Genomic DNA, 22,761 nt, shown 5'->3' with positions numbered 1-22,761 from the left:
CGTCGCGGTGCTATTTTGACGTAGATCTTCTATTGGTGTTCTTCAGGCTGAATCTGGGTAGTCATCAGGCGTGGTTAGTACTACCCGTGCGAGTGCACCAGGACCTTGCGGTCGATTACTGAGAAAAAATTTCCCATCGTGCAATTGGGCAATGCGCGTAACGATACTCAGCCCGAGGCCGATACCGCCATAGCGGCTGTCCATTCGTACAAACGCCTTACTCAATTCACCGACTTTGCTTTCATCGATACCCGGCCCTTCATCTTCGATCTGTAATTCAACATGTTGTTGGGTGTTAAGGCTCACTGTAATCTGACTTTCTTCAGGGCTATAGCGATAGGCGTTCTCTACCAAATTACGTAACAGTAACTGGAGTAACGTAGCATCACCGCGCAGAGTGATATCTTCTCGCGGTAATACCCATTTCAGCCTTTGTTGACGTTTTTGCAGCATCTCGGCCAGTTCATCCTGCATGGGAAAGATGACATCTTGCAGGAATGCGACATTTTCGTGGTGGCCTGCCGAGAAATCCTGTCCAACACGGGCAAGCAGTAAGAGTTGTTCCACCGTTTTGACCATTTTATCGATACGTTTGATGAGTGAGCTGCAATCAATCTGATGTTGCTGCTGGTGTAATTCCAGATGCAGCCGAATGCCAGCTAGCGGCGTTCGTAACTCATGGGCGACATCGGCAGTAAATTGCCTGTCGCGTTTCAACGTTTCGTCCAGACGTTGAAAAAGCTGGTTGATGGTGTGTGTGACGGCTGCAACTTCTTTAATGTCACTCTGTTGTGGCAGCGGTTCCAGATTTTCAGCAGTACGATCCTGCAATTCTTCCTGTAGCCGAGAAAGCGGGCGGGTGATCCAACTGACCGCCTGAAAGCACATGAGCAACGTCAGGATGACCATCACCAGACTTGGGATACTGAGCGAGGCGATTGCCTCATTAATCTCTTGATCGATCTGCATATTTTGAGCGGTTGCACTCAGGGATTTATCAACTAGCAGACCAATCTGTTCTTCGCTTTCGTGCCAGAGCCAGAATACGCTGATCATCTGGCAGACGAGGAGAATGCCGCCTAGAGCCAGCACCAAACGACGGCGCATGCTGGTGACGGCGTCGGTATCGCCCTTCATGGTTGTTCCCCTTTGGTCAACAGATAGCCAAAGCCTCGCAGGGTCCGGATGCGGTCTTTCCCTATCTTGTGCCGCAGATTATGGATATGGACTTCCAGCGAATTGGAGGATGGGTCGTCGTTCCAGGCATAAATGTCCTGATGAAGAAGCTCACGGTGCACCTGAGAACCCGCTTTCAACACCAGGCGGGAAAGTATCGCAAACTCTTTCGGCGTCAGCACTATCGATTTTTCGTCCAGCCACACTTGCTGATTGTTTAAATCCAATGTGATGTTGTCGACCTGTATCTTGCTGTTGCTTGAACCCTGATTGCGGCGAATCAGCGCGCGTACGCGCGCCTGTAATTCAGTCAACGCGAAAGGCTTGGCAAGGTAATCGTCTGCGCCGACATCCAGTCCGCTGACGCGATCGTTGACCTTATCCCGTGCCGTTAAGATGAGCACGGGATGATGATAATTATTCTTACGCCAGCGGGATAGCAGAGCGAGGCCGTCGTCGTCCGGTAAGCCGAGATCGAGAATCACCAGACTGTAGTGCGCGCTACTGATGAGCGCGTCCGCTTCTTTGGCCGTGCCTGCACAATCGCAGGCATAACCTTCATGACTCAACGCCAATAATAATCCTTCCTGCAACAGCTTATCGTCTTCAACAATCAATAATTTCATGTTGCCTTGTCCCTGCACGGCTGAAGGATATCGAGCTGAGGCTGATATTCTTTCGTGGCGATACTAAACATCCCCAGTATGGTATGGAAAAGATTATCTTGCGAGTAATCTTGCTGCTTCGCGTTCTGGCGCAGACAGGTGTCCTGAATGGCGTGCTGTTGCTGATAACCCGTTGATAACCAAATCAACATCGGCACATGCGTTTGCTGCTTTGGCGCAATAGAGTAGGGCATGCTGTGCAGGTAGATGCCGTTCTCGCCTAACGATTCGCCGTGGTCAGACAGGTAAACCAGCGACGTATTAAATTTATCCTGATGTTGTTTCAGTAGGTTGATCGTTTTATCCAGAACAAAATCGACATACAGGATCGTGTTGTCATATGTGTTGGTCAGCGCTTCTTGCGTACAGGTTTGAATCTGATTGGTATCACAGGTTGGAGTAAATTTCTTAAAGGTGTCAGGGTAGCGCTGGTAATAACTCGGGCCGTGGCTGCCTATGGTATGTAATACGATAATCCCGTCGTTATCGAGTTTATTGATATAGTCTTCGACGCCGTGGAATAACGCTTCATCGTGGCATTCGCCGTTGGTGCAGAGACCTGGTAGTTTCAGCGATGTCACATCAGCCGTTGGCACACGTGTACAGGCATCTTTGCAGCCGCCGTCATTTTCCTGCCAGAGCACGTTAACTTTTGCCCGCTGTAATATATCCAGCAGCCCTTCCTGATGGCTGGCTACGTCACCATTAAAGCGTTGGCGCGGCATGTTGGAAAACATGCAGGGAACGGAAACGCCTGTTGATGTGCCGCACGATGATGTGTTTGCAAAATAAACTACGTTGTCTTTTGCTAGCAGCGGATTGGTTTCCTTCCCATAGCCACCCAGCGAAAAGTTTTGCGCACGGGATGTCTCGCCAACCACCAGAATAACCAGATTCTTTTTTGCTGTTGGGGACGATGGTGACACTTTGTGAGCGTCCAGACCAATCTGCTCCAGAGGTAAATTAGCCAGCGCGCTATGCTTATGGTAGGACAGGCTGGCCGCTACAATATTGCTGGGCGTAATCGCTTTGACCAACTCTTTGTTATTACGCATGAACGAGGCGTAATCTTTATAAAAGAATGCCGCGACAGATAAAATGGCGAATAACGAAATAATAATGCTGAGAAAACGCATGCCGATATAGAGGGTTGTCGGTTTGGCGGGCTTTATTTTTATCCAGATAGCGAGCGCGGCGGGAATGACGCCAATAAAGAATACCCAGGCGACAAGCTGTGGCGTAAGCAGTGAGAAAGACTCGCTGGCCGTCGTCTCCAGAATATTCTGGATCATGGTGCGGTCAATGATAATGCCGTAGTTCAGCATAAAGTATTGCGCGGCGGCGCCAGTCAGCAGGAAAAGAACGATGACGGCCTTACGCAGATAAGGTACTGCCAGCAGTGTGAAAATAATATTCAGCACCGCGAAAATCACCACCGGCATGCTGAGAAAGAAAGGAATATTGATCCAGTCTGTCATGTCCAGCAGTTGTAGCGTCTGGCGGTAGTAGGCGATGTTCTGAACCAGAGTAATAAAGGCAGAAAATATCAGCACGAACGTAATGCTGCTCACGTGTGGCCTGCCCATCGGTATTGGATTTTTCATATACGTCTCTCGTGATTTCCATGATGGAGAGGAAAGAAGACGCAGACTCTAGCGGGGTTAAATTAATACAACCTTAAGAGGTAGCCCGTTAAATTCAGGGACGCGAGTGTGGACATTTGCTAGACTATGTCCCCTGTCAATACAAAATAAATAAATGACGTTGAGGGTGGTATCTGCCATGTCTAATTCGCTTGTATCTGGCGAATCTTATGAGCTTGATTTACTCGATGAACGGCCGTTTAGCCAAACGGACTACGAGATCCTGAAATCGTATGAAGCGGTGGTTGATGGCTTGGCCATGTTGATTGGTGAGCACTGTGAGATTGTGTTGCACTCGCTTGAGGATCTTAAATGTTCTGCCGTGCGTATTGCGAATGGGGAACATACCGGTAGGAAGATTGGCTCGCCGATTACGGATCTTGCATTGCGTATGTTGCACGACATGGCTGGTGAAGATAGCAGCGTGTCGAAAGCCTATTTTACCCGCGCAAAAAGCGGCGTGTTGATGAAGTCAGTGACGATTGCGATCCGTAATCGCGATCAGCGCGTGATTGGGCTGCTGTGTATCAACATGAATCTGGATGTACCTTTCTCACAGATTGTGCAGACCTTTATTCCACCTGAAACGCATGACGTTGCATCTTCTGTTAACTTCGCATCATCTGTTGATGACCTGGTTGCACAAACGCTGGAGTTTTCCATTGAGGAAGTTAATGCGGATCGCAATGTCTCCAATAATGCGAAAAACCGCCAAATCGTCCTGAGTCTGTACGAAAAAGGCATCTTTGATATTAAAGACGCCATCAACCAGGTTGCCGAACGTCTGAATATCTCCAAGCACACGGTTTATCTTTATATTCGTCAATTCAAAAGCGGCGACTTCAGCGGGCACGAACGTTAATGCTGAGTTACTGCTTGCTGGTGACCGGCCCGGCTTATGGCACACAGCAAGCGAGCAGCGCGTTGCAGTTTGCGCAGGCGCTGTTAGCTGAAGGGCACAGGCTGAAAAGTGTGTTCTTCTATCGAGAAGGTGTGTTAAATGCCAACCAACTGACGTCACCCGCTAATGATGAGTGTGATCTTGTACGCGCCTGGCAGCAGTTGGGTGAAACGCATCAGGTGGCGCTGAATGTCTGTGTCGCTGCTGCATTACGCAGAGGTGTGACCGACGCGCAGCAAGCCACTCAGCTCAATCTTGCAGGAGCGAATCTGCAACCCGGCTTTGTTCTTAGCGGGTTGGGTGAACTGGCGCAATCGGTGCTGACCTGCGATCGGGTTATTCAGTTTTAAGGTAGCGTTATGAAGCGAGTCGCATTTGTTTTTACGCATTCTCCGCATGGGAGTGCCTCCGGGCGTGAAGGGCTGGATGCGCTATTGGCGATGTCAGCACTGACGGAAGAGATTGGCGTATTTTTTGTTGGTGATGGCGTACTGCAACTGCTGCCACATCAACAGCCGGAAAAGATTTTGATGCGTAATTACATCGCAACGTTTGGTGTGTTGCCATTGTACGATATCGAATGTTGCTATCTGTGCGAGACTTCTGTGCGTCAGCGTGGGCTGAGTATAGAGACAGATTGGGTTTTGGATGTCGAACTATTAGCGCCGCAAGCATGGCGCAGTAAGCTGGCCGATTATCATTCCATCCTTTCATTCTAGCGACGGATTTCCCCTTTATGCTACATACGCTCTCACATTCTCCTTATCACGTTGACCTGGATGCACTTTTGCGCAGTGTGGGGCAGGGTGATGCGTTGGTCTTATTGCAAGATGGTGTTATCGCCGCGCTGGCTGGTGGAGATATTATTCATCGTCTGCTGGATTCAGCGGTTCTTCTCTATGCGCTCCGGCCTGATGCTGAGGCAAGAGGAATAACTGAACAAATTTCAAACAATGTGACACTCATTGACTATAATCAGTTTGTTCAACTGACAGTGGAGCACCCGCAGCAACTCGCGTGGTAACGCCGAATTTTTGTATATTTCTTGACTCCTTCCACTGCCAGCCCTAAAATTCTGCGTCCTCATACTTTGCCTTGCGCAAACATGAGGCGATTTATTACGTGTTTACGAAGCAAAACCCAGGAGCTTTTTGAATGGCAACGATTAACCAGCTGGTACGCAAACCACGCTCCCTGAAGGCTGCTAAAAGCAACGTTCCGGCGCTGGAAGCATGCCCGCAGAAACGTGGCGTATGTACCCGTGTATATACTACCACCCCTAAAAAACCGAACTCCGCACTGCGTAAAGTATGTCGTGTTCGTTTAACTAACGGTTTTGAAGTTACCTCCTATATCGGTGGTGAAGGTCATAACCTGCAGGAACACTCCGTGATCCTGATCCGTGGCGGTCGTGTTAAAGACCTGCCAGGTGTGCGTTACCACACCGTTCGTGGCGCGCTGGACTGCTCAGGTGTTAAAGACCGTAAGCAATCCCGTTCCAAATACGGCGTGAAGAAGCCAAAGGCTTAATGGTTCTCCGTTAAGTAAGGCCAAACGTTTTAACTTAAATGTCAAACTAAACTCGTAGAGTTTTGGACAATCCTGAATTAACAACGGAGTATTTCCATGCCACGTCGTCGCGTCATTGGTCAACGTAAAATTCTGCCGGATCCTAAGTTCGGATCAGAACTGCTGGCCAAATTTGTAAACATCCTGATGGTAGATGGTAAAAAATCTACTGCTGAAGCAATCGTCTATACCGCGCTGGAGACCCTGGCTCAGCGTTCTGGTAAAGATCATCTGGAAGCTTTTGAAGTAGCTCTGGACAACGTTCGCCCGACTGTCGAAGTTAAGTCGCGCCGCGTTGGTGGTTCTACTTATCAGGTACCAGTAGAAGTCCGTCCGGTTCGTCGTAATGCGTTGGCAATGCGTTGGATCGTAGAAGCTGCTCGTAAACGCGGTGATAAATCTATGGCTCTGCGCCTGGCGAACGAACTTTCTGATGCAGCAGAAAACAAAGGTACTGCTGTTAAGAAACGTGAAGACGTTCACCGTATGGCCGAAGCTAACAAGGCGTTCGCTCACTACCGTTGGTAATCCCTTCGCTGTAGTCATGCTAACCAAGCGGGCGCTAAAAATAGCCAACCCGCTTGGGTTAACTAAATTGAACGCCCTAGTAAATAGAGGATACAAATGGCTCGTACAACACCCATCGCACGCTACCGTAACATCGGTATCAGTGCGCACATCGACGCCGGTAAAACCACTACTACCGAACGTATTCTGTTCTACACTGGTGTAAACCATAAAATCGGTGAAGTTCATGACGGCGCAGCTACCATGGACTGGATGGAGCAGGAGCAGGAGCGTGGTATTACTATCACCTCCGCAGCGACTACTGCATTCTGGTCTGGTATGGCTAAGCAGTATGAACCGCATCGCGTAAACATCATCGACACCCCGGGACACGTTGACTTCACTATCGAAGTAGAACGTTCCATGCGTGTACTGGATGGTGCGGTAATGGTTTACTGCGCAGTTGGTGGTGTTCAGCCGCAGTCTGAAACCGTATGGCGTCAGGCAAACAAATATAAAGTTCCACGCATTGCGTTCGTTAACAAAATGGACCGCATGGGTGCGAATTTCCTGAAAGTTGTTGGTCAGATCAAATCCCGTCTGGGCGCGAACCCTGTTCCGCTGCAGCTGGCAATTGGTGCTGAAGAAGGTTTCACCGGTGTTGTTGACCTGGTGAAAATGAAAGCCATCAACTGGAATGATGCCGATCAGGGCGTGACCTTCGAATACGAAGATATCCCGGCTGATTTGCAAGATCTGGCTGAAGAATGGCACCAGAACCTGATCGAATCCGCAGCAGAAGCTTCTGAAGAGCTGATGGAGAAATACCTGGGTGGTGAAGAACTGACTGAAGAAGAGATCAAAAAAGCTCTGCGTCAGCGCGTTCTGAACAACGAAATCATTCTGGTAACCTGTGGTTCTGCATTTAAGAACAAAGGTGTTCAGGCGATGCTGGATGCGGTAGTTGACTACCTGCCATCCCCGGTTGACGTACCTGCGATCAACGGTCTTTTGGATGACGGTAAAGACACGCCGGCTGAGCGTCACGCAAGTGATGACGAGCCGTTTGCTGCACTGGCGTTCAAAATTGCTACCGACCCGTTTGTTGGTAACCTGACGTTCTTCCGCGTGTACTCTGGTGTGGTTAACTCCGGTGATACCGTACTGAACCCAGTTAAATCAGCACGTGAGCGTTTTGGTCGTATCGTTCAGATGCACGCTAACAAGCGTGAAGAGATCAAAGAAGTTCGCGCAGGCGATATCGCTGCTGCTATCGGTCTGAAAGATGTAACGACGGGTGACACTCTGTGTGATCCAGATAACGTTATCATTTTGGAACGTATGGAATTCCCAGAGCCGGTAATCTCCATCGCGGTAGAACCGAAAACCAAAGCTGACCAAGAAAAAATGGGTCTGGCATTGGGCCGTCTGGCTAAAGAAGACCCGTCTTTCCGTGTATGGACTGACGAAGAATCTAACCAGACTATCATCGCTGGTATGGGTGAGTTGCACCTCGATATCATCGTTGACCGTATGAAACGTGAATTCAACGTTGAAGCAAACGTGGGTAAACCACAGGTTGCTTATCGTGAAGCGATTCGTGCGAAAGTTACCGATATCGAAGGTAAACACGCCAAGCAGTCTGGTGGTCGTGGTCAGTATGGTCATGTTGTTATCGACATGTACCCACTGGAGCCGGGCTCAAATCCGAAAGGTTACGAGTTCGTCAACGACATCAAAGGTGGTGTAATTCCTGGTGAATACATCCCTGCCGTTGATAAAGGCATTCAGGAACAGCTGAAAGCGGGTCCTCTGGCTGGTTACCCAGTGGTTGATCTCGGTGTGCGTCTGCACTTCGGTTCTTTCCATGACGTTGACTCCTCTGAATTGGCGTTTAAACTGGCTGCTTCTATCGCCTTTAAAGATGGCTTTAAGAAAGCAAAACCAGTTCTGCTTGAGCCGATCATGAAGGTTGAAGTTGAAACGCCGGAAGAGAACACTGGTGACGTCATCGGTGACCTTAGCCGTCGTCGTGGTATGCTGCGTGGTCAGGAATCTAACGTTACTGGCGTTGTGATTCATGCTGAAGTTCCGCTGTCTGAAATGTTCGGATACGCAACTCAACTGCGTTCTCTGACCAAAGGCCGTGCTTCTTACTCCATGGAGTTCCTGAAGTACGATGATGCGCCTAACAACGTTGCTCAGGCCGTAATTGAAGCCCGTGGTAAATAAGCCTCAGGGTTAAAACAAAATCCCGTGCTCTCTCCATAGGGGGAGAGCATTTGAGTAAGGAATATCGCCGTGTCTAAAGAAAAATTTGAACGTACAAAACCCCACGTTAACGTCGGTACTATCGGCCACGTTGACCATGGTAAAACGACTCTGACTGCTGCAATCACTACCGTTCTGGCTAAAACCTACGGTGGTAACGCGCGTGCATTCGACCAGATCGATAACGCACCAGAAGAAAAAGCACGTGGTATCACCATCAACACGTCTCACGTTGAATACGATACCCCGTCTCGCCACTACGCGCACGTTGACTGCCCAGGACACGCCGACTATGTGAAAAACATGATCACCGGTGCTGCCCAGATGGACGGCGCGATCCTGGTTGTTGCTGCGACTGACGGCCCGATGCCTCAGACGCGTGAGCACATCCTGCTGGGTCGTCAGGTTGGCGTTCCTTTCATCATCGTGTTCCTGAACAAATGTGACATGGTTGATGACGAAGAGCTGCTGGAACTGGTTGAGATGGAAGTGCGTGAGCTGCTGTCTCAGTACGACTTCCCAGGCGACGATACCCCAGTGGTTCGTGGTTCTGCTCTGAAAGCGCTGGAAGGCGAAGCTGAGTGGGAAGCAAAAATCATCGAACTGGCAGAGCACCTGGATTCTTATATCCCAGAACCAGAGCGTGCCATTGACAAGCCGTTCCTGCTGCCAATCGAAGACGTATTCTCCATCTCCGGTCGTGGTACTGTTGTTACCGGTCGTGTAGAGCGCGGTATCGTTAAAGTCGGTGAAGAAGTTGAAATCGTGGGTATCAAAGATACCGCGAAATCTACCTGTACTGGCGTAGAAATGTTCCGCAAACTGCTGGACGAAGGTCGTGCAGGCGAGAACGTTGGTGTTCTGCTGCGTGGTATCAAGCGTGAAGAAATCGAGCGTGGCCAGGTACTGGCTAAGCCGGGTTCAATCAAGCCGCACACTCAGTTCGAATCCGAAGTGTATATCCTGAGCAAAGATGAAGGCGGCCGTCATACTCCGTTCTTCAAAGGCTACCGTCCTCAGTTCTACTTCCGTACGACTGACGTAACGGGCACCATCGAACTGCCAGAAGGCGTAGAGATGGTAATGCCGGGCGACAACATCAAAATGGTTGTTACCCTGATCCACCCAATCGCGATGGATGACGGTTTGCGTTTCGCAATCCGTGAAGGCGGCCGTACTGTAGGCGCGGGCGTTGTTGCTAAAGTTATCGCTTAATCGCTGATAGACTCAATGCATGAAAAAGGCACTTCGGTGCCTTTTTTTACGGCTAAATGATTAAATCGAAATTGAAATAAAAATAATTCTTATTTACAATAACTCGGTTGGTTAAAAAATCGCTAGGAGCGGTTTCAAATGCCGGTTGTAGTGTCCTGAAAGGTAGTGCGAAAGACACTCGCAATAACAATGAGTCATTCTGATATGTATGTTTGTTTGTGCAACGCGATTTCTGACAAAGTCATTCGTAATGCTGTTCATCAGCACCAACCTCAATCTATGCAACAATTGCGTAAGCTTGTTCCTATCGGGACAGATTGCGGTAAGTGTATTCGTCAGGCGCGTGTCATTTTTGAGGAAGAGCAGGCTAAAATTCCTGATATGTATGAAGTAGCATAAAATGTAGGGTTGTTTTTTTGACTCTCTGCTTACCGGTTCTACACTTTAAGAACTGGAGCGGAGGAACATGTCATGAAAGGCGATAAAAAAGTCATCACACACCTGAATAAGTTATTGGGCAACGAGCTGGTAGCCATTAACCAATATTTTCTTCATGCCCGAATGTTTAAAAACTGGGGCTTAACCCGTCTTAACGATCACGAATATCATGAGTCTATTGACGAAATGAAACATGCTGATCGCTACATCGAACGAATCCTGTTTCTCGAAGGCATCCCGAATCTACAGGATTTGGGTAAGTTAAATATTGGTGAGGATGTCGAGGAGATCTTACGTTCTGATCTTCAACTTGAATTGGATGGCGCAAAAAATTTGCGTGAGGCAATTGCCCATGCTGATTCGGTGCATGACTACGTCAGCAGGGATTTAATGATAGAAATTCTTGCTGATGAAGAAGGGCACATCGATTGGTTAGAGACGGAATTAGATTTGATTTCACGTCTTGGTATACAGAACTATCTTCACGCTCAGCTAAAAGCTGAGTAACTGATTATCGTAGCCTGCTATGTAATTTATGCCCCAATCCGGCCGGACTGCGCACATTGCTCCGGCCGCGTTAAAATCATTTCATCCTGCTTGTTGCTTCCCCAGCCAATTTGCGTATAATGCGCGAGCTTACTGAAACAAGGTAAGCCTGATTCAATCCGAATCAGAGGGTCAATATTCATTTATTGCACCTAAAACAATACTCCCGATATGGGGGTTATGTGCTGACGATTACACTCCCCCATCAATCGAAATGGGTGTGAGGAGTAATCATTTACGTTTATAAATAATTGGAGCTCTGGTCTCATGCAGAACCAAAGAATCCGTATCCGCCTGAAAGCGTTTGATCATCGTCTGATTGATCAATCAACTGCGGAAATCGTCGAGACTGCTAAGCGCACTGGTGCGCAAGTACGTGGTCCGATCCCGCTGCCGACCCGCAAAGAGCGCTTTACCGTTCTGATTTCTCCGCACGTCAATAAAGATGCGCGCGATCAGTACGAGATTCGCACTCACAAGCGTCTGGTTGACATCGTTGAGCCAACCGAGAAAACCGTTGATGCTCTGATGCGTCTGGATCTGGCTGCTGGTGTAGACGTGCAGATCAGCCTGGGTTAATCAGGTCATTGAGCGATTGAGAGGTTGAAACAATGATTGGTTTAGTCGGTAAAAAAGTGGGTATGACCCGTATCTTCACTGAAGATGGCGTATCTATCCCCGTAACTGTTATCGAAATTGAAGCAAACCGCGTAACTCAGGTTAAAGACCTGGCTAACGACGGTTACCGCGCTGTGCAAGTAACTACTGGTGCTAAAAAAGCAAACCGTGTTACCAAGCCAGAAGCAGGTCACTTTGCTAAAGCTGGTGTAGAGGCTGGCCGTACCCTGCGTGAATTCCGTCTGTCTGAAGGCGAAGAGTTCACTATTGGTCAGAGCATCAGTGTTGAAATTTTCGCTGACGTTAAAAAAGTAGACGTTACTGGTACATCTAAAGGTAAAGGTTTTGCTGGCACAGTTAAGCGCTGGAATTTCCGTACTCAGGATGCTACCCACGGTAACTCCTTGTCCCACCGCGTTCCGGGTTCTATCGGTCAGAACCAGACTCCGGGCAAAGTGTTCAAAGGCAAGAAAATGGCAGGCCAGCTGGGTAACGAACGTGTAACCGTTCAGAGCCTGGACGTAGTGCGTGTTGACGCTGAGCGCAACCTGCTGCTGGTTAAAGGTGCTGTTCCGGGAGCTACCGGTAGCGACCTGATCGTTAAACCAGCTGTGAAGGCGTGAGGAGATAGCAATGGAATTAGTATTGAAAGACGCGCAAAGCGCGCTGACTGTTTCCGAAACTACCTTCGGTCGTGATTTCAACGAAGCGCTGGTACATCAGGTTGTTGTTGCTTATGCAGCAGGTGCCCGTCAAGGTACTCGCGCCCAGAAGACCCGTGCTGAAGTAACTGGTTCCGGTAAAAAACCTTGGCGTCAGAAAGGTACTGGCCGTGCGCGTTCAGGTTCTGTTAAGAGCCCGATCTGGCGTTCCGGTGGTGTGACCTTCGCTGCTAAGCCTCAGGACCACAGTCAGAAAGTTAACAAAAAGATGTACCGTGGCGCGCTGAAAAGCATTCTGTCCGAATTGGTACGTCAAGATCGTCTGATCGTTGTCGAGACGTTTTCTGTTGAAGCACCTAAAACTAAGTTGCTGGCTCAGAAACTGAAAGAAATGGCACTGGAAGACGTGTTGATCATCACCGGTGAACTGGATGAAAATCTGTTCCTGGCCGCGCGTAACCTGTACAAGGTTGATGTGCGTGATGCAGCAGCAATCGACCCAGTTAGCCTGATCGCCTTCGACAAAGTCGTTATGACTGCTGATGCAGTTAAGCAAGTTGAGGAGATGCTGGCATGATCCGTGAAGAACGTCTGCTGAAAGTACTGCGCGCGCCGCACGTATCTGAAAAAGCATCTACCGCGATGGAAAAAACTAACACCATCGTTCTCAAAGTTGCCAAAGACGCGACTAAAGCAGAGATCGTTGCTGCTGTAGAGAAACTGTTCGAAGTAGAAGTTAAGGACGTAAACACCCTGGTAGTTAAGGGTAAAGTTAAGCGTCACGGACAGCGTATTGGTCGTCGCAGCGACTGGAAAAAAGCTTACGTCACCCTGAAAGAAGGCCAGAATCTGGACTTCATCGGCGGCGCTGAGTAAGTCGGAGGAGAAAGACAATGGCAGTTGTTAAATGTAAACCGACATCTCCGGGTCGTCGCCACGTTGTTAAAGTGGTTAACCCTGAGCTGCACAAGGGCAAACCTTATGCCCCGTTGCTGGAAAAGAACAGCAAATCCGGTGGCCGTAACAACAATGGCCGCATCACTACCCGTCACATCGGTGGTGGTCACAAACAGGCTTATCGTATTGTTGACTTTAAACGCAACAAAGATGGTATTCCTGCGGTTGTTGAGCGTCTGGAGTATGATCCGAACCGTTCCGCGAATATCGCGCTGGTTCTGTATAAAGACGGCGAGCGTCGTTACATTCTGGCGCCGAAAGGCCTGAAAGCCGGCGACCAGATTCAATCTGGCGTTGATGCTGCGATTAAAGCGGGTAACACCCTGCCGATGCGTAACATCCCAGTCGGTTCAACGGTTCACAACGTAGAAATGAAACCAGGTAAAGGCGGCCAGCTGGCTCGTTCTGCTGGTACTTACGTTCAGATCGTTGCTCGTGATGGTTCTTACGTTACCCTGCGTCTGCGTTCTGGCGAAATGCGTAAAGTCGAATCCGACTGCCGCGCTACGCTGGGCGAAGTTGGCAACGCTGAGCACATGCTGCGCGTTCTGGGTAAAGCTGGTGCTGCACGCTGGCGTGGTGTTCGTCCTACCGTTCGCGGTACGGCAATGAACCCAGTCGACCACCCACACGGTGGTGGTGAAGGTCGTAACTTTGGTAAGCACCCGGTGAGTCCGTGGGGCCTTCAGACCAAAGGTAAAAAGACCCGCAGCAACAAGCGTACTGATAAATTTATCGTACGTCGCCGTACTAAATAATCTTAGAGGATAAACCATGCCACGTTCTCTCAAGAAAGGTCCATTTATTGACCTGCACTTGCTGAAGAAGGTAGAGAAAGCGGTGGAAAGCGGAGACAAGAAGCCTTTGCGCACTTGGTCCCGTCGTTCAACGATCTTTCCAAATATGATCGGTTTGACCATCGCTGTCCATAATGGTCGTCAGCACGTTCCGGTGTTTGTTTCCGATGAAATGGTCGGTCACAAGCTGGGTGAATTCGCGCCGACTCGTACTTATCGCGGCCATGCGGCCGACAAAAAGGCCAAGAAGCGCTAAGGTAGGAGGAAGAGATGGAAACTATCGCTAAACATTGCCACGCTCGTTCTTCTGCTCAAAAGGTTCGCCTGGTGGCAGACCTGATTCGCGGTAAGAAAGTGTCGCAAGCTCTGGAAGTTCTGACCTATACCAACAAGAAAGCTGCTGGTCTGGTTAAAAAAGTGCTGGAGTCTGCTATTGCTAACGCAGAACACAACGATGGCGCTGACATTGATGATCTGAAAGTCGCGAAAATTTTCGTTGACGAAGGCCCAAGCATGAAGCGCATTATGCCGCGTGCTAAAGGCCGTGCGGATCGCATCCTGAAGCGTACCAGCCACATTACTGTGGTTGTGTCCGATCGCTGAGACTCTGGAGACTAGCAATGGGTCAGAAAGTACATCCTAATGGTATTCGCCTGGGTATTGTCAAACCTTGGAACTCTACCTGGTATGCGAATACCAAAGAATTCGCTGACAACCTGGACAGCGATTTTAAAGTTCGTAAATACCTGACGAAGGAACTGGAGAAGGCTTCCGTTTCTCGTATCGTTATCGAACGTCCTGCAAAAAGCATCCGTGTGACTATTCACACCGCTCGCCCAGGCATCGTAATCGGTAAAAAAGGTGAAGATGTTGAAAAACTGCGCAAAGTCGTAGCGGATATCGCTGGCGTACCTGCACAGATCAATATCGCAGAAGTTCGTAAACCTGAACTGGACGCAAAACTGGTTGCTGACAGCATCACTTCTCAGCTGGAGCGTCGTGTGATGTTCCGTCGTGCTATGAAGCGTGCGGTACAGAACGCCATGCGTCTGGGCGCTAAAGGTATTAAAGTTGAAGTAAGTGGCCGTCTTGGCGGCGCTGAAATCGCGCGTACCGAATGGTACCGTGAGGGTCGTGTTCCGTTGCATACACTGCGTGCGGATATCGATTACAACACTTCCGAAGCGCACACCACTTATGGTGTTATCGGTGTGAAAGTGTGGATCTTCAAAGGTGAGATCCTGGGTGGTATGGCTGCCGTTGAACAACCGGAAAAACCGGCTGCTCAACCTAAAAAGCAGCAGCGTAAAGGCCGCAAGTAAGGAGAGTCGCTGATGTTACAACCAAAGCGTACAAAATTCCGTAAGGTGCACAAGGGCCGCAACCGTGGTCTGGCGCAGGGTACGGATGTTAGCTTCGGCACTTTCGGTCTGAAAGCTGTTGGCCGCGGTCGCCTGACTGCTCGTCAAATCGAAGCTGCACGTCGTGCCATGACTCGTGCTGTTAAGCGTCAAGGTAAGATCTGGATCCGTGTATTCCCGGACAAACCGATCACCGAGAAACCGCTTGAAGTTCGTATGGGTAAAGGTAAAGGTAACGTGGAATATTGGGTTGCCTTGATTCAGCCAGGTAAAGTCCTGTACGAAATGGACGGTGTGCCGGAAGAGTTAGCCCGTGAGGCATTCCAACTGGCAGCAGCGAAACTGCCTATCAAAACCACCTTTGTAACTAAGACGGTGATGTAATGAAAGCAAATGAGCTGCGTGAAAAGAGCGTTGAAGAGCTGAACACTGAGCTGCTCGGCCTGCTGCGCGAGCAATTTAACCTGCGTATGCAGGCTGCCAGTGGTCAGTTGCAACAGACTCACCTGGTAAAACAAGTGCGTCACAATATTGCACGTGTTAAGACTTTACTGACTGAGAAGGCGGGTGCGTAATGACCGATAAAATCCGTACTTTGCAAGGTCGTGTTGTAAGCGACAAAATGGAGAAATCCATTGTTGTTGCTATCGAACGTTTCGTGAAACACCCGCTTTACGGTAAATTCATTAAGCGTACGACTAAGCTGCACGTACATGACGAGAACAATGAATGTGGTATCGGTGACGTGGTTGAAATCCACGAATGCCGTCCACTGTCCAAAACTAAGTCTTGGACACTTGTTCGCGTTGTAGAGAAAGCGATTCTGTAATAAAGTAGCGCTCTTCTCTTATGATAAACGGCTCTGCAAAGGGCCGTTTATTTTTTCTACCCATACCAAGGAAGCGGTGTTATAATGCTGCGCCCTCAATTATGGGGTATTTAATGGCCCGAAAGGGTCCTAAAGTAGTAGTTGACATTAGCGGAGCACTAAAATGATCCAAGAACAGACTATGCTGAACGTGGCCGATAATTCCGGTGCACGTCGCGTAATGTGTATCAAGGTTCTAGGTGGCTCGCACCGTCGCTACGCAGGCGTCGGCGATATCATCAAAATTACCATCAAGGAAGCAATTCCTCGCGGTAAGGTGAAAAAAGGCGATGTTCTGAAGGCGGTAGTGGTGCGCACCAAGAAGGGTGTTCGTCGCCCGGACGGTTCTGTCATTCGCTTCGATGGCAATGCTTGCGTTATTTTAAACAATAACAGCGAACAGCCTATCGGTACGCGTATTTTTGGGCCGGTAACTCGTGAACTGCGTAATGAGAAGTTCATGAAAATTATCTCTCTGGCACCAGAAGTACTTTAAGGAGCGAATCATGGCAGCGAAAATCCGTCGTGATGACGAAGTTATCGTGCTAACCGGCAAAGATAAAGGTAAGCGCGGTAAAGTAAAAAATGTCCTGTCTGCTAGTAAGGTCATTGTTGAAGGTATTAATCTGGTTAAAAAACATCAGAAGCCGGTTCCGGCCCTGAACCAACCAGGTGGCATCGTTGAAAAAGAAGCTGCAATTCAAGTTTCTAACCTTGCAATCTTCAATGCGGCAACTGGTAAGGCTGACCGTGTAGGCTTTAGATTCGAAGACGGAAAAAAAGTCCGTTTCTTTAAATCTAATAGCGAAACTATCAAGTAATTTGGAGTAGTACGATGGCGAAACTGCATGATTACTACAAAGACGAAGTAGTTAAAAAACTCATGACTGAGTTTAGCTACAATTCTGTCATGCAAGTCCCTCGGGTCGAGAAGATCACCCTGAATATGGGTGTTGGTGAAGCGATCGCTGACAAGAAACTGCTGGATAACGCAGCAGCTGATCTGGCAGCAATCTCCGGTCAAAAACCGTTGATCACCAAAGCACGCAAATCTGTTGCAGGCTTCAAAATCCGTCAGGGCTATCCGATCGGCTGTAAAGTAACTCTGCGTGGCGAACGCATGTGGGAGTTCCTTGAGCGACTGATTTCCATTGCTGTACCGCGTATCCGTGACTTCCGTGGCTTGTCTGCCAAGTCATTCGATGGTCGTGGTAACTACAGCATGGGTGTGCGTGAGCAGATCATCTTCCCGGAAATCGACTACGATAAAGTCGATCGCGTTCGTGGTTTGGACATTACCATTACCACCACTGCGAAATCCGATGATGAAGGCCGTGCGCTGTTGGCCGCCTTTAACTTCCCATTCCGCAAGTAAGGTAGGGTTACTAATGGCTAAGCAATCCATGAAAGCACGCGAAGTTGTTCGTGTGAAACTGGCTGAAAAATACCGCGCTAAACGCGAGGAATTAAAAGCTATCATCTCTGGTGTGAACTCATCCGACGAAGACCGTTGGGATGCTGTTCTTAAGCTGCAGACTCTGCCGCGTGATTCCAGCCCGTCTCGTCAGCGTAACCGCTGCCGCCAAACTGGTCGTCCGCACGCTTTCCTGCGGAAGTTCGGGTTGAGCCGTATCAAGGTCCGTGAAGCCGCTATGCGCGGTGAAATTCCGGGTCTGAAAAAGGCTAGCTGGTAATTGTCACCAATTGAATCACGGGAGTAAAGACAGATGAGCATGCAAGATCCGATCGCGGATATGCTGACCCGTATCCGTAACGGTCAAGCCGCGAACAAAGTTGCGGTCACCATGCCTTCCTCCAAGCTGAAAGTGGCAATTGCCAACGTGCTGAAGGAAGAAGGTTATATTGAAGATTTCAAAATCGAAGGCGACACCAAGCCAGTTCTGGAATTAGAACTTAAATATTTCCAGGGCAAGGCAGTGGTAGAAAGCATTCAGCGAGTAAGCCGTCCAGGTCTGCGCATCTATAAAAGAAAAGATGAGCTGCCAAAAGTTATGGCCGGTTTGGGTATCGCAGTTGTTTCTACCTCTAAAGGTGTTATGACTGATCGTGCAGCTCGCCAGGCTGGTCTTGGTGGCGAGATTATCTGCTACGTAGCTTAATCGGGAGGAAAAATGTCTCGTGTTGCAAAAGCACCCGTCGTCATTCCTGCCGGCGTAGAGGTAAAACTCAACGGTCAGGATGTTTCGATTAAGGGTAAAAACGGCGAGCTGAGTCGTAAGATCCATGATGCTGTTGAAGTGAAACAAGCTGACAACGCTCTAACTTTCGCTCCGCGCGAAGGCTTCGTTGACGGATGGGCCCAAGCGGGTACCACTCGTGCTCTGTTGAACGCAATGGTTATCGGTGTTACCGAAGGCTTCACTAAGAAGCTGCAACTGGTTGGTGTTGGTTACCGTGCTGCTGTTAAAGGCAATGTGGTTAACCTGTCTCTTGGGTTTTCTCACCCAGTAGAGCATGCACTGCCGGCAGGTATTACTGCAGAATGCCCAAGCCAAACTGAAATCGTACTGAAAGGTGCTGATAAGCAGGTTATTGGTCAGGTTGCTGCGGAATTACGCGCCTACCGTCGTCCTGAGCCTTATAAAGGCAAGGGTGTCCGTTACGCCGACGAAGTCGTGCGTACCAAAGAGGCTAAGAAGAAGTAAGGTAACACTATGGATAAGAAAGCAGCTCGTATCCGTCGTGCGACCCGCGCACGCCGCAAGCTCCAGGAACTGGGTGCGACGCGTCTGGTGGTACATCGTACTCCACGCCATATTTATGCGCAGGTCATTGCACCGAACGGTTCTGAAGTCCTGGTAGCCGCTTCTACTGTAGAAAAAGCTATCGCTGAACAACTGAAGTCTACCGGTAACAAAGACGCGGCAACCGCAATAGGTAAAGCTATTGCAGAACGTGCGTTAGAAAAAGGCATCAAGGATGTCTCTTTCGACCGTTCCGGTTTCCAATATCATGGTCGAGTCCAAGCACTGGCAGATGCTGCCCGTGAAGCTGGCCTTCAGTTCTAAGGTAGAGGTGTAAGATGGCTCACATCGAGAAACAAGCTGGCGAACTGCAGGAAAAGCTGATCGCGGTAAATCGCGTATCTAAAACCGTTAAAGGTGGTCGTATTTTCAGCTTCACCGCACTGACTGTAGTGGGTGATGGCAACGGCCGCGTTGGTTTTGGTTACGGTAAAGCTCGCGAAGTTCCAGCAGCGATCCAGAAAGCGATGGAAAAAGCCCGTCGCAATATGATGAATGTCGCGCTGAACAACGGCACCCTGCAGCACCCAGTTAAAGGTGCTCACACGGGGTCTCGTGTGTTCATGCAGCCAGCTTCCGAAGGTACCGGTATTATTGCCGGTGGTGCAATGCGCGCCGTTTTGGAAGTTGCAGGGGTTCACAACGTATTGGCTAAAGCCTATGGTTCCACTAACCCGATTAACGTGGTTCGTGCAACGATTGATGGTTTAGCCAACATGAAGTCCCCGGAAATGGTCGCTGCCAAGCGTGGTAAATCCGTTGAAGAAATTCTGGGGTAATTGACCGTGGCAAAGACTATTAAAATCACTCAAACCCGTAGTGCAATCGGTCGTCTGCCGAAACATAAGGCGACACTGCTTGGCCTGGGTCTGCGTCGTATTGGTCATACTGTTGAACGTGAGGATACTCCTGCGGTTCGTGGTATGGTCAACGCGGTTTCCTACATGGTTAAAGTAGAGGAGTAACAGATGCGTTTAAATACTCTGTCTCCGGCCGAAGGTGCTAAACACGCACCGAAGCGTTTAGGTCGTGGTATCGGTTCTGGCCTGGGCAAAACTGGCGGTCGTGGTCACAAAGGTCAGAAGTCTCGTTCTGGCGGTGGCGTACGTCGCGGTTTTGAAGGTGGTCAGATGCCTTTATATCGTCGTCTGCCGAAATTCGGTTTTACTTCTCGCAAAGCGATGATCACGTCAGAAGTTCGTCTGTCTGATCTTGCTAAAGTAGAAGGCGACGTAGTTGACCTGAATACGCTGAAAGCCGCTAATGTTATTGGCATTCAGATTGAATTCGCGAAAGTGATTCTGTCTGGTGAAGTTGCTCGTCCGGTAACGATTCGTGGTCTGCGTGTCACTAAAGGTGCTCGTGCTGCTATCGAAGCTGCTGGCGGTAAAATTGAGGAATAAGTAGCAGATGGCTAAGCAACCAGGATTAGATTTTCAGAGTGCTAAAGGCGGAGTTGGTGAACTGAAGCGCAGACTTTTGTTTGTTATCGGTGCGCTAATTGTTTTCCGTATTGGCTCTTTTATCCCGATTCCTGGTATTGATGCCACTGTGCTTGCCAAATTGCTTGAACAGCAGCGAGGCACCATCATTGAAATGTTTAACATGTTCTCTGGTGGTGCACTCAGCCGTGCTTCTATCTTTGCTCTGGGCATTATGCCGTATATTTCGGCATCGATTATTATCCAGTTGCTGACGGTGGTCCATCCCGCCTTGGCTGAAATAAAGAAAGAAGGGGAAGCTGGCCGTCGTAAGATTAGCCAGTATACTCGCTACGGTACCTTGGTATTGGCTATATTCCAATCTATCGGTATTGCTACCGGTTTGCCGAATATGCCTGGAATGCAAGACTTGGTGATAAACCCAGGCTTTGCTTTCTACTTTACCGCTGTTGTGAGCCTGGTTACTGGGACAATGTTCCTGATGTGGCTGGGAGAACAGATTACAGAACGTGGTATCGGTAACGGTATCTCGATCATAATCTTTGCTGGTATTGTTGCGGGTCTCCCGCCGGCCATAGGCCATACCATCGAGCAAGCTCGGCAAGGCGACCTGCACTTCCTCCTGTTGCTGTTGGTTGCAGTTTTAGTGTTTGCAGTAACCTTCTTCGTTGTTTTCATTGAGCGTGGCCAACGGCGTATCGTCGTTAATTACGCAAAACGTCAACAAGGTCGTCGGGTTTATGCAGCACAGAGTACGCATTTACCACTGAAAGTGAATATGGCCGGTGTTATTCCAGCGATCTTCGCTTCCAGTATTATTCTATTCCCTGCCACGATTGCATCTTGGTTTGGGGGTGGTACCGGTTGGAACTGGCTGACAACTATTTCGCTGTATTTGCAGCCCGGACAACCGCTTTATGTGTTACTCTATGCGTCTGCAATCATCTTCTTCTGTTTCTTCTACACTGCGTTGGTTTTCAACCCGCGTGAAACAGCAGATAACCTGAAGAAGTCCGGTGCATTCGTGCCAGGAATTCGTCCGGGAGAGCAAACGGCGAAATATATCGATAAAGTAATGACTCGTCTGACTCTGATTGGTGCGATGTATATTACTTTTATCTGCCTGATCCCGGAGTTTATGCGTGACGCAATGAAAGTACCTTTCTATTTCGGTGGTACATCTTTATTGATCGTTGTTGTCGTCATCATGGACTTTATGGCTCAAGTGCAAACTCTGATGATGTCGAGTCAATATGAGTCTGCATTGAAGAAAGCAAACCTGAAAGGCTATAACCGTTAATTAGGTGAGCTTGAGAAGTTACGGAGAGTAAAAATGAAAGTTCGTGCTTCCGTCAAGAAATTATGTCGTAACTGTAAGATTGTTAAGCGTAACGGTGTCGTTCGTGTGATCTGCAGTGCCGAACCGAAGCATAAACAGCGTCAAGGCTGATTATCTCGCATATTTTTCTTGCAAAGTTGGATTGAGCTGGCTAGATTAGCCAGCCAATCTTTTGTATGTAGCTGCAACATTATTTGAGTATCCTGAAAACGGGCTTTTCAGAATGGTGTTGCTGTATAAAATTGTAGGAGTGCATAGTGGCCCGTATAGCAGGCATTAACATTCCTGATCATAAACATACCGTTATTGCGTTAACGTCAATTTTCGGTATCGGTAAAACTCGGTCGCAGGCTATTTGCGCTGCTACAGGGATTGCCGAGAATGTTAAGATCAGTGAGCTGTCTGAAGAGCAAATCGATAAGCTGCGTGACGAAGTTGCCAAGTTTGTTGTAGAAGGTGATCTGCGTCGTGAAGTTACCCTGAGCATCAAGCGTCTTATGGACCTTGGTACTTATCGTGGTTTGCGTCATCGTCGTGGTCTGCCGGTTCGCGGTCAGCGTACCAAGACTAACGCCCGTACCCGTAAGGGTCCGCGCAAACCGATCAAGAAATAATCGGGGTGATTGAATAATGGCAAAGGCACCTATTCGTGCACGTAAGCGTGTAAGAAAGCAAGTCTCTGACGGTGTGGCTCATATCCATGCTTCTTTCAACAACACCATCGTAACCATTACTGATCGTCAGGGTAATGCGCTGGGTTGGGCAACTGCCGGTGGTTCCGGCTTCCGTGGTTCTCGTAAATCTACGCCGTTTGCTGCTCAAGTAGCTGCAGAACGTTGCGCAGAGGCCGTGAAAGAATACGGTATTAAGAACCTGGAAGTTATGGTTAAAGGACCTGGTCCGGGCCGTGAGTCTACTATCCGCGCATTGAACGCGGCTGGTTTCCGCATCACTAATATTACTGATGTGACTCCGATCCCTCATAACGGTTGTCGTCCGCCGAAAAAGCGCCGCGTATAAC

At 49.0% G+C, this 22,761-nt stretch carries 39 protein-coding genes; 35 read left to right on the top strand and 4 right to left on the bottom strand.

Going from position 1 to position 22,761, the window contains the following annotated elements:
* Window positions 1–42: 42 nt before the first annotated feature.
* The 3 genes from pmrB to eptA are packed head-to-tail and all read right to left on the bottom strand — an operon-like array spanning window position 43 to window position 3,445.
* Window positions 43–1,137, bottom strand: a complete 1,095-nt coding sequence (gene pmrB / locus EDI29_RS19300; protein WP_137742164.1) for a two-component system sensor histidine kinase PmrB — start codon at window positions 1,135–1,137, stop codon at window positions 43–45.
* Window positions 1,134–1,802, bottom strand: coding sequence for a two-component system response regulator PmrA (gene pmrA / locus EDI29_RS19295; RefSeq protein ID WP_137742163.1), 669 nt, complete (start codon window positions 1,800–1,802; stop codon window positions 1,134–1,136). The genes pmrB and pmrA overlap by 4 nt, the downstream gene beginning before the upstream one ends.
* Window positions 1,799–3,445 carry a phosphoethanolamine transferase EptA gene (gene eptA, locus EDI29_RS19290; protein ID WP_137742162.1) on the bottom strand — a complete coding sequence of 549 codons (1,647 nt, stop codon included), beginning with the start codon at window positions 3,443–3,445 and terminating at the stop codon, window positions 1,799–1,801. The genes pmrA and eptA overlap by 4 nt, the downstream gene beginning before the upstream one ends.
* A 178-nt stretch (window positions 3,446–3,623) precedes the next feature.
* Here eptA and EDI29_RS19285 point away from each other — a divergent pair, with 178 nt between their 5' ends.
* From EDI29_RS19285 to bfr, 10 genes are all read left to right on the top strand, one after another.
* Window positions 3,624–4,346: a helix-turn-helix transcriptional regulator gene (locus tag EDI29_RS19285; RefSeq protein ID WP_005969561.1), complete on the top strand. Its 723-nt coding sequence runs from the start codon at window positions 3,624–3,626 to the stop codon at window positions 4,344–4,346.
* Window positions 4,346–4,735 carry a sulfurtransferase complex subunit TusD gene (tusD, locus tag EDI29_RS19280; RefSeq protein WP_137742161.1) on the top strand — a complete coding sequence of 130 codons (390 nt, stop codon included), beginning with the start codon at window positions 4,346–4,348 and terminating at the stop codon, window positions 4,733–4,735. Before EDI29_RS19285 ends, tusD begins: the two co-directional genes overlap by 1 nt.
* A gap of 9 nt (window positions 4,736–4,744) precedes the next feature.
* Window positions 4,745–5,104, top strand: coding sequence for a sulfurtransferase complex subunit TusC (gene tusC / locus EDI29_RS19275; protein ID WP_039484535.1), 360 nt, complete (start codon window positions 4,745–4,747; stop codon window positions 5,102–5,104).
* Between the two features lie 17 nt (window positions 5,105–5,121).
* Window positions 5,122–5,409: a sulfurtransferase complex subunit TusB gene (tusB, locus tag EDI29_RS19270; protein WP_137742160.1), complete on the top strand. Its 288-nt coding sequence runs from the start codon at window positions 5,122–5,124 to the stop codon at window positions 5,407–5,409.
* A 131-nt stretch (window positions 5,410–5,540) separates the two neighbouring features.
* The gene (rpsL, locus tag EDI29_RS19265; protein ID WP_005969567.1) at window positions 5,541–5,915 is read left to right on the top strand and encodes a 30S ribosomal protein S12; all 375 of its coding nucleotides are present in this window, start codon (window positions 5,541–5,543) and stop codon (window positions 5,913–5,915) included.
* Window positions 5,916–6,011: 96 nt separating this feature from the next.
* Window positions 6,012–6,482, top strand: a complete 471-nt coding sequence (rpsG, locus tag EDI29_RS19260) for a 30S ribosomal protein S7 (RefSeq protein ID WP_009111198.1) — start codon at window positions 6,012–6,014, stop codon at window positions 6,480–6,482.
* 96 nt (window positions 6,483–6,578) lie between these two features.
* A complete protein-coding gene (fusA, locus tag EDI29_RS19255; protein WP_129708377.1) occupies window positions 6,579–8,693 on the top strand; it encodes an elongation factor G in 2,115 nt (704 codons plus the stop codon).
* A gap of 69 nt (window positions 8,694–8,762) precedes the next feature.
* Window positions 8,763–9,947, top strand: a complete 1,185-nt coding sequence (gene tuf, locus EDI29_RS19250; RefSeq protein WP_014913795.1) for an elongation factor Tu — start codon at window positions 8,763–8,765, stop codon at window positions 9,945–9,947.
* A 204-nt stretch (window positions 9,948–10,151) separates the two neighbouring features.
* Window positions 10,152–10,346, top strand: coding sequence for a bacterioferritin-associated ferredoxin (gene bfd / locus EDI29_RS19245; protein WP_137742187.1), 195 nt, complete (start codon window positions 10,152–10,154; stop codon window positions 10,344–10,346).
* Window positions 10,347–10,418: 72 nt separating this feature from the next.
* Complete coding sequence (bfr, locus tag EDI29_RS19240) at window positions 10,419–10,892, top strand: bacterioferritin (protein ID WP_137742159.1); 474 nt, start codon at window positions 10,419–10,421, stop codon at window positions 10,890–10,892.
* A gap of 26 nt (window positions 10,893–10,918) precedes the next feature.
* On the opposite strand, the gene EDI29_RS22815 is transcribed toward bfr, so the two are convergent.
* Window positions 10,919–11,074, bottom strand: a complete 156-nt coding sequence (locus tag EDI29_RS22815; protein ID WP_167494536.1) for a hypothetical protein — start codon at window positions 11,072–11,074, stop codon at window positions 10,919–10,921.
* Window positions 11,075–11,198: 124 nt separating this feature from the next.
* On the opposite strand from EDI29_RS22815, the gene rpsJ reads away from it, so the two are divergent.
* From rpsJ to rpsK, 25 genes are all read left to right on the top strand, one after another.
* Window positions 11,199–11,510, top strand: coding sequence for a 30S ribosomal protein S10 (gene rpsJ / locus EDI29_RS19235; protein WP_001181005.1), 312 nt, complete (start codon window positions 11,199–11,201; stop codon window positions 11,508–11,510).
* Window positions 11,511–11,542: 32 nt separating this feature from the next.
* Window positions 11,543–12,172 carry a 50S ribosomal protein L3 gene (gene rplC, locus EDI29_RS19230; protein WP_014701620.1) on the top strand — a complete coding sequence of 210 codons (630 nt, stop codon included), beginning with the start codon at window positions 11,543–11,545 and terminating at the stop codon, window positions 12,170–12,172.
* A gap of 10 nt (window positions 12,173–12,182) precedes the next feature.
* Window positions 12,183–12,788 carry a 50S ribosomal protein L4 gene (gene rplD, locus EDI29_RS19225; protein WP_039308906.1) on the top strand — a complete coding sequence of 202 codons (606 nt, stop codon included), beginning with the start codon at window positions 12,183–12,185 and terminating at the stop codon, window positions 12,786–12,788.
* Window positions 12,785–13,087: a 50S ribosomal protein L23 gene (rplW, locus tag EDI29_RS19220; protein ID WP_005970277.1), complete on the top strand. Its 303-nt coding sequence runs from the start codon at window positions 12,785–12,787 to the stop codon at window positions 13,085–13,087. Before rplD ends, rplW begins: the two co-directional genes overlap by 4 nt.
* Window positions 13,088–13,104: 17 nt before the next feature.
* A complete protein-coding gene (gene rplB, locus EDI29_RS19215) occupies window positions 13,105–13,926 on the top strand; it encodes a 50S ribosomal protein L2 (RefSeq protein WP_005970276.1) in 822 nt (273 codons plus the stop codon).
* A gap of 16 nt (window positions 13,927–13,942) precedes the next feature.
* Window positions 13,943–14,221 carry a 30S ribosomal protein S19 gene (gene rpsS / locus EDI29_RS19210; protein ID WP_004929772.1) on the top strand — a complete coding sequence of 93 codons (279 nt, stop codon included), beginning with the start codon at window positions 13,943–13,945 and terminating at the stop codon, window positions 14,219–14,221.
* Between the two features lie 14 nt (window positions 14,222–14,235).
* Window positions 14,236–14,568 carry a 50S ribosomal protein L22 gene (gene rplV, locus EDI29_RS19205; RefSeq protein ID WP_005970275.1) on the top strand — a complete coding sequence of 111 codons (333 nt, stop codon included), beginning with the start codon at window positions 14,236–14,238 and terminating at the stop codon, window positions 14,566–14,568.
* Between the two features lie 17 nt (window positions 14,569–14,585).
* Window positions 14,586–15,287 carry a 30S ribosomal protein S3 gene (rpsC, locus tag EDI29_RS19200; protein ID WP_005970274.1) on the top strand — a complete coding sequence of 234 codons (702 nt, stop codon included), beginning with the start codon at window positions 14,586–14,588 and terminating at the stop codon, window positions 15,285–15,287.
* Between the two features lie 12 nt (window positions 15,288–15,299).
* Window positions 15,300–15,710 (top strand): 50S ribosomal protein L16, encoded by a 411-nt coding sequence (gene rplP / locus EDI29_RS19195; protein WP_005970273.1) that lies wholly within the window; start codon window positions 15,300–15,302, stop codon window positions 15,708–15,710.
* Window positions 15,710–15,901: a 50S ribosomal protein L29 gene (gene rpmC, locus EDI29_RS19190; RefSeq protein ID WP_005970272.1), complete on the top strand. Its 192-nt coding sequence runs from the start codon at window positions 15,710–15,712 to the stop codon at window positions 15,899–15,901. Before rplP ends, rpmC begins: the two co-directional genes overlap by 1 nt.
* The gene (gene rpsQ, locus EDI29_RS19185; protein ID WP_005970270.1) at window positions 15,901–16,155 is read left to right on the top strand and encodes a 30S ribosomal protein S17; all 255 of its coding nucleotides are present in this window, start codon (window positions 15,901–15,903) and stop codon (window positions 16,153–16,155) included. Before rpmC ends, rpsQ begins: the two co-directional genes overlap by 1 nt.
* Window positions 16,156–16,318: 163 nt before the next feature.
* Window positions 16,319–16,690, top strand: coding sequence for a 50S ribosomal protein L14 (rplN, locus tag EDI29_RS19180; RefSeq protein ID WP_000613954.1), 372 nt, complete (start codon window positions 16,319–16,321; stop codon window positions 16,688–16,690).
* Between the two features lie 10 nt (window positions 16,691–16,700).
* On the top strand, window positions 16,701–17,015 hold the full coding sequence (gene rplX / locus EDI29_RS19175; RefSeq protein ID WP_005970267.1) for a 50S ribosomal protein L24: 315 nt from the start codon (window positions 16,701–16,703) through the stop codon (window positions 17,013–17,015).
* A 14-nt stretch (window positions 17,016–17,029) separates the two neighbouring features.
* On the top strand, window positions 17,030–17,569 hold the full coding sequence (gene rplE / locus EDI29_RS19170; RefSeq protein ID WP_039487909.1) for a 50S ribosomal protein L5: 540 nt from the start codon (window positions 17,030–17,032) through the stop codon (window positions 17,567–17,569).
* A 13-nt stretch (window positions 17,570–17,582) separates the two neighbouring features.
* Window positions 17,583–17,888 carry a 30S ribosomal protein S14 gene (gene rpsN / locus EDI29_RS19165; RefSeq protein ID WP_010286114.1) on the top strand — a complete coding sequence of 102 codons (306 nt, stop codon included), beginning with the start codon at window positions 17,583–17,585 and terminating at the stop codon, window positions 17,886–17,888.
* A gap of 33 nt (window positions 17,889–17,921) precedes the next feature.
* Window positions 17,922–18,314: a 30S ribosomal protein S8 gene (rpsH, locus tag EDI29_RS19160; protein WP_005970261.1), complete on the top strand. Its 393-nt coding sequence runs from the start codon at window positions 17,922–17,924 to the stop codon at window positions 18,312–18,314.
* Between the two features lie 12 nt (window positions 18,315–18,326).
* A complete protein-coding gene (gene rplF / locus EDI29_RS19155; RefSeq protein WP_005970259.1) occupies window positions 18,327–18,860 on the top strand; it encodes a 50S ribosomal protein L6 in 534 nt (177 codons plus the stop codon).
* Window positions 18,861–18,869: 9 nt separating this feature from the next.
* The gene (rplR, locus tag EDI29_RS19150) at window positions 18,870–19,223 is read left to right on the top strand and encodes a 50S ribosomal protein L18 (protein WP_039308896.1); all 354 of its coding nucleotides are present in this window, start codon (window positions 18,870–18,872) and stop codon (window positions 19,221–19,223) included.
* Between the two features lie 14 nt (window positions 19,224–19,237).
* The gene (gene rpsE / locus EDI29_RS19145) at window positions 19,238–19,738 is read left to right on the top strand and encodes a 30S ribosomal protein S5 (protein WP_005970257.1); all 501 of its coding nucleotides are present in this window, start codon (window positions 19,238–19,240) and stop codon (window positions 19,736–19,738) included.
* Window positions 19,739–19,744: 6 nt separating this feature from the next.
* Window positions 19,745–19,924 carry a 50S ribosomal protein L30 gene (gene rpmD, locus EDI29_RS19140; protein WP_004846568.1) on the top strand — a complete coding sequence of 60 codons (180 nt, stop codon included), beginning with the start codon at window positions 19,745–19,747 and terminating at the stop codon, window positions 19,922–19,924.
* A gap of 3 nt (window positions 19,925–19,927) precedes the next feature.
* Window positions 19,928–20,362 (top strand): 50S ribosomal protein L15, encoded by a 435-nt coding sequence (rplO, locus tag EDI29_RS19135; RefSeq protein ID WP_015841922.1) that lies wholly within the window; start codon window positions 19,928–19,930, stop codon window positions 20,360–20,362.
* A gap of 7 nt (window positions 20,363–20,369) precedes the next feature.
* Entirely contained in the window at window positions 20,370–21,701 is a 1,332-nt protein-coding gene (gene secY, locus EDI29_RS19130) for a preprotein translocase subunit SecY (protein ID WP_005970255.1), read from the top strand.
* A gap of 33 nt (window positions 21,702–21,734) precedes the next feature.
* Window positions 21,735–21,851, top strand: a complete 117-nt coding sequence (gene rpmJ / locus EDI29_RS19125) for a 50S ribosomal protein L36 (RefSeq protein WP_002227352.1) — start codon at window positions 21,735–21,737, stop codon at window positions 21,849–21,851.
* Between the two features lie 146 nt (window positions 21,852–21,997).
* On the top strand, window positions 21,998–22,354 hold the full coding sequence (rpsM, locus tag EDI29_RS19120; RefSeq protein ID WP_005970252.1) for a 30S ribosomal protein S13: 357 nt from the start codon (window positions 21,998–22,000) through the stop codon (window positions 22,352–22,354).
* Window positions 22,355–22,370: 16 nt separating this feature from the next.
* On the top strand, window positions 22,371–22,760 hold the full coding sequence (rpsK, locus tag EDI29_RS19115; RefSeq protein ID WP_002919257.1) for a 30S ribosomal protein S11: 390 nt from the start codon (window positions 22,371–22,373) through the stop codon (window positions 22,758–22,760).
* The last annotated feature ends 1 nt before the right edge of the window (window position 22,761 follow it).

The organism is Pectobacterium polonicum (assembly GCF_005497185.1).
Classification (GTDB): Bacteria; Pseudomonadota; Gammaproteobacteria; order Enterobacterales; family Enterobacteriaceae; genus Pectobacterium; species Pectobacterium polonicum.
The sequence above is the reverse complement of the archived record's forward strand: the minus strand, read 5'-3'. Positions and strand labels throughout refer to the sequence as shown.

Coding starts and splice junctions, on each gene's coding strand:
- rpsH (WP_005970261.1), top strand. CDS start 17,922: ATGAGCATGCAAGATCCGATCGCGGATATGCTGACCCGTATCCGTAAC.
- rpmC (WP_005970272.1), top strand. CDS start 15,710: ATGAAAGCAAATGAGCTGCGTGAAAAGAGCGTTGAAGAGCTGAACACT.
- rpsN (WP_010286114.1), top strand. CDS start 17,583: ATGGCTAAGCAATCCATGAAAGCACGCGAAGTTGTTCGTGTGAAACTG.
- eptA (WP_137742162.1), bottom strand. CDS start 3,445: ATGAAAAATCCAATACCGATGGGCAGGCCACACGTGAGCAGCATTACG.
- rplE (WP_039487909.1), top strand. CDS start 17,030: ATGGCGAAACTGCATGATTACTACAAAGACGAAGTAGTTAAAAAACTC.
- fusA (WP_129708377.1), top strand. CDS start 6,579: ATGGCTCGTACAACACCCATCGCACGCTACCGTAACATCGGTATCAGT.
- rpsC (WP_005970274.1), top strand. CDS start 14,586: ATGGGTCAGAAAGTACATCCTAATGGTATTCGCCTGGGTATTGTCAAA.
- rplW (WP_005970277.1), top strand. CDS start 12,785: ATGATCCGTGAAGAACGTCTGCTGAAAGTACTGCGCGCGCCGCACGTA.
- tusB (WP_137742160.1), top strand. CDS start 5,122: ATGCTACATACGCTCTCACATTCTCCTTATCACGTTGACCTGGATGCA.
- tusC (WP_039484535.1), top strand. CDS start 4,745: ATGAAGCGAGTCGCATTTGTTTTTACGCATTCTCCGCATGGGAGTGCC.
- rpsG (WP_009111198.1), top strand. CDS start 6,012: ATGCCACGTCGTCGCGTCATTGGTCAACGTAAAATTCTGCCGGATCCT.
- rplN (WP_000613954.1), top strand. CDS start 16,319: ATGATCCAAGAACAGACTATGCTGAACGTGGCCGATAATTCCGGTGCA.
- bfd (WP_137742187.1), top strand. CDS start 10,152: ATGTATGTTTGTTTGTGCAACGCGATTTCTGACAAAGTCATTCGTAAT.
- rplR (WP_039308896.1), top strand. CDS start 18,870: ATGGATAAGAAAGCAGCTCGTATCCGTCGTGCGACCCGCGCACGCCGC.
- rplB (WP_005970276.1), top strand. CDS start 13,105: ATGGCAGTTGTTAAATGTAAACCGACATCTCCGGGTCGTCGCCACGTT.
- rpsE (WP_005970257.1), top strand. CDS start 19,238: ATGGCTCACATCGAGAAACAAGCTGGCGAACTGCAGGAAAAGCTGATC.
- EDI29_RS22815 (WP_167494536.1), bottom strand. CDS start 11,074: ATGAATATTGACCCTCTGATTCGGATTGAATCAGGCTTACCTTGTTTC.
- rpsK (WP_002919257.1), top strand. CDS start 22,371: ATGGCAAAGGCACCTATTCGTGCACGTAAGCGTGTAAGAAAGCAAGTC.
- rplV (WP_005970275.1), top strand. CDS start 14,236: ATGGAAACTATCGCTAAACATTGCCACGCTCGTTCTTCTGCTCAAAAG.
- pmrB (WP_137742164.1), bottom strand. CDS start 1,137: ATGAAGGGCGATACCGACGCCGTCACCAGCATGCGCCGTCGTTTGGTG.
- rplO (WP_015841922.1), top strand. CDS start 19,928: ATGCGTTTAAATACTCTGTCTCCGGCCGAAGGTGCTAAACACGCACCG.
- rpsJ (WP_001181005.1), top strand. CDS start 11,199: ATGCAGAACCAAAGAATCCGTATCCGCCTGAAAGCGTTTGATCATCGT.
- rplF (WP_005970259.1), top strand. CDS start 18,327: ATGTCTCGTGTTGCAAAAGCACCCGTCGTCATTCCTGCCGGCGTAGAG.
- EDI29_RS19285 (WP_005969561.1), top strand. CDS start 3,624: ATGTCTAATTCGCTTGTATCTGGCGAATCTTATGAGCTTGATTTACTC.
- rpsL (WP_005969567.1), top strand. CDS start 5,541: ATGGCAACGATTAACCAGCTGGTACGCAAACCACGCTCCCTGAAGGCT.
- rpmJ (WP_002227352.1), top strand. CDS start 21,735: ATGAAAGTTCGTGCTTCCGTCAAGAAATTATGTCGTAACTGTAAGATT.
- rplP (WP_005970273.1), top strand. CDS start 15,300: ATGTTACAACCAAAGCGTACAAAATTCCGTAAGGTGCACAAGGGCCGC.
- rpsS (WP_004929772.1), top strand. CDS start 13,943: ATGCCACGTTCTCTCAAGAAAGGTCCATTTATTGACCTGCACTTGCTG.
- rplC (WP_014701620.1), top strand. CDS start 11,543: ATGATTGGTTTAGTCGGTAAAAAAGTGGGTATGACCCGTATCTTCACT.
- secY (WP_005970255.1), top strand. CDS start 20,370: ATGGCTAAGCAACCAGGATTAGATTTTCAGAGTGCTAAAGGCGGAGTT.
- tusD (WP_137742161.1), top strand. CDS start 4,346: ATGCTGAGTTACTGCTTGCTGGTGACCGGCCCGGCTTATGGCACACAG.
- rplX (WP_005970267.1), top strand. CDS start 16,701: ATGGCAGCGAAAATCCGTCGTGATGACGAAGTTATCGTGCTAACCGGC.
- pmrA (WP_137742163.1), bottom strand. CDS start 1,802: ATGAAATTATTGATTGTTGAAGACGATAAGCTGTTGCAGGAAGGATTA.
- rpsQ (WP_005970270.1), top strand. CDS start 15,901: ATGACCGATAAAATCCGTACTTTGCAAGGTCGTGTTGTAAGCGACAAA.
- rplD (WP_039308906.1), top strand. CDS start 12,183: ATGGAATTAGTATTGAAAGACGCGCAAAGCGCGCTGACTGTTTCCGAA.
- bfr (WP_137742159.1), top strand. CDS start 10,419: ATGAAAGGCGATAAAAAAGTCATCACACACCTGAATAAGTTATTGGGC.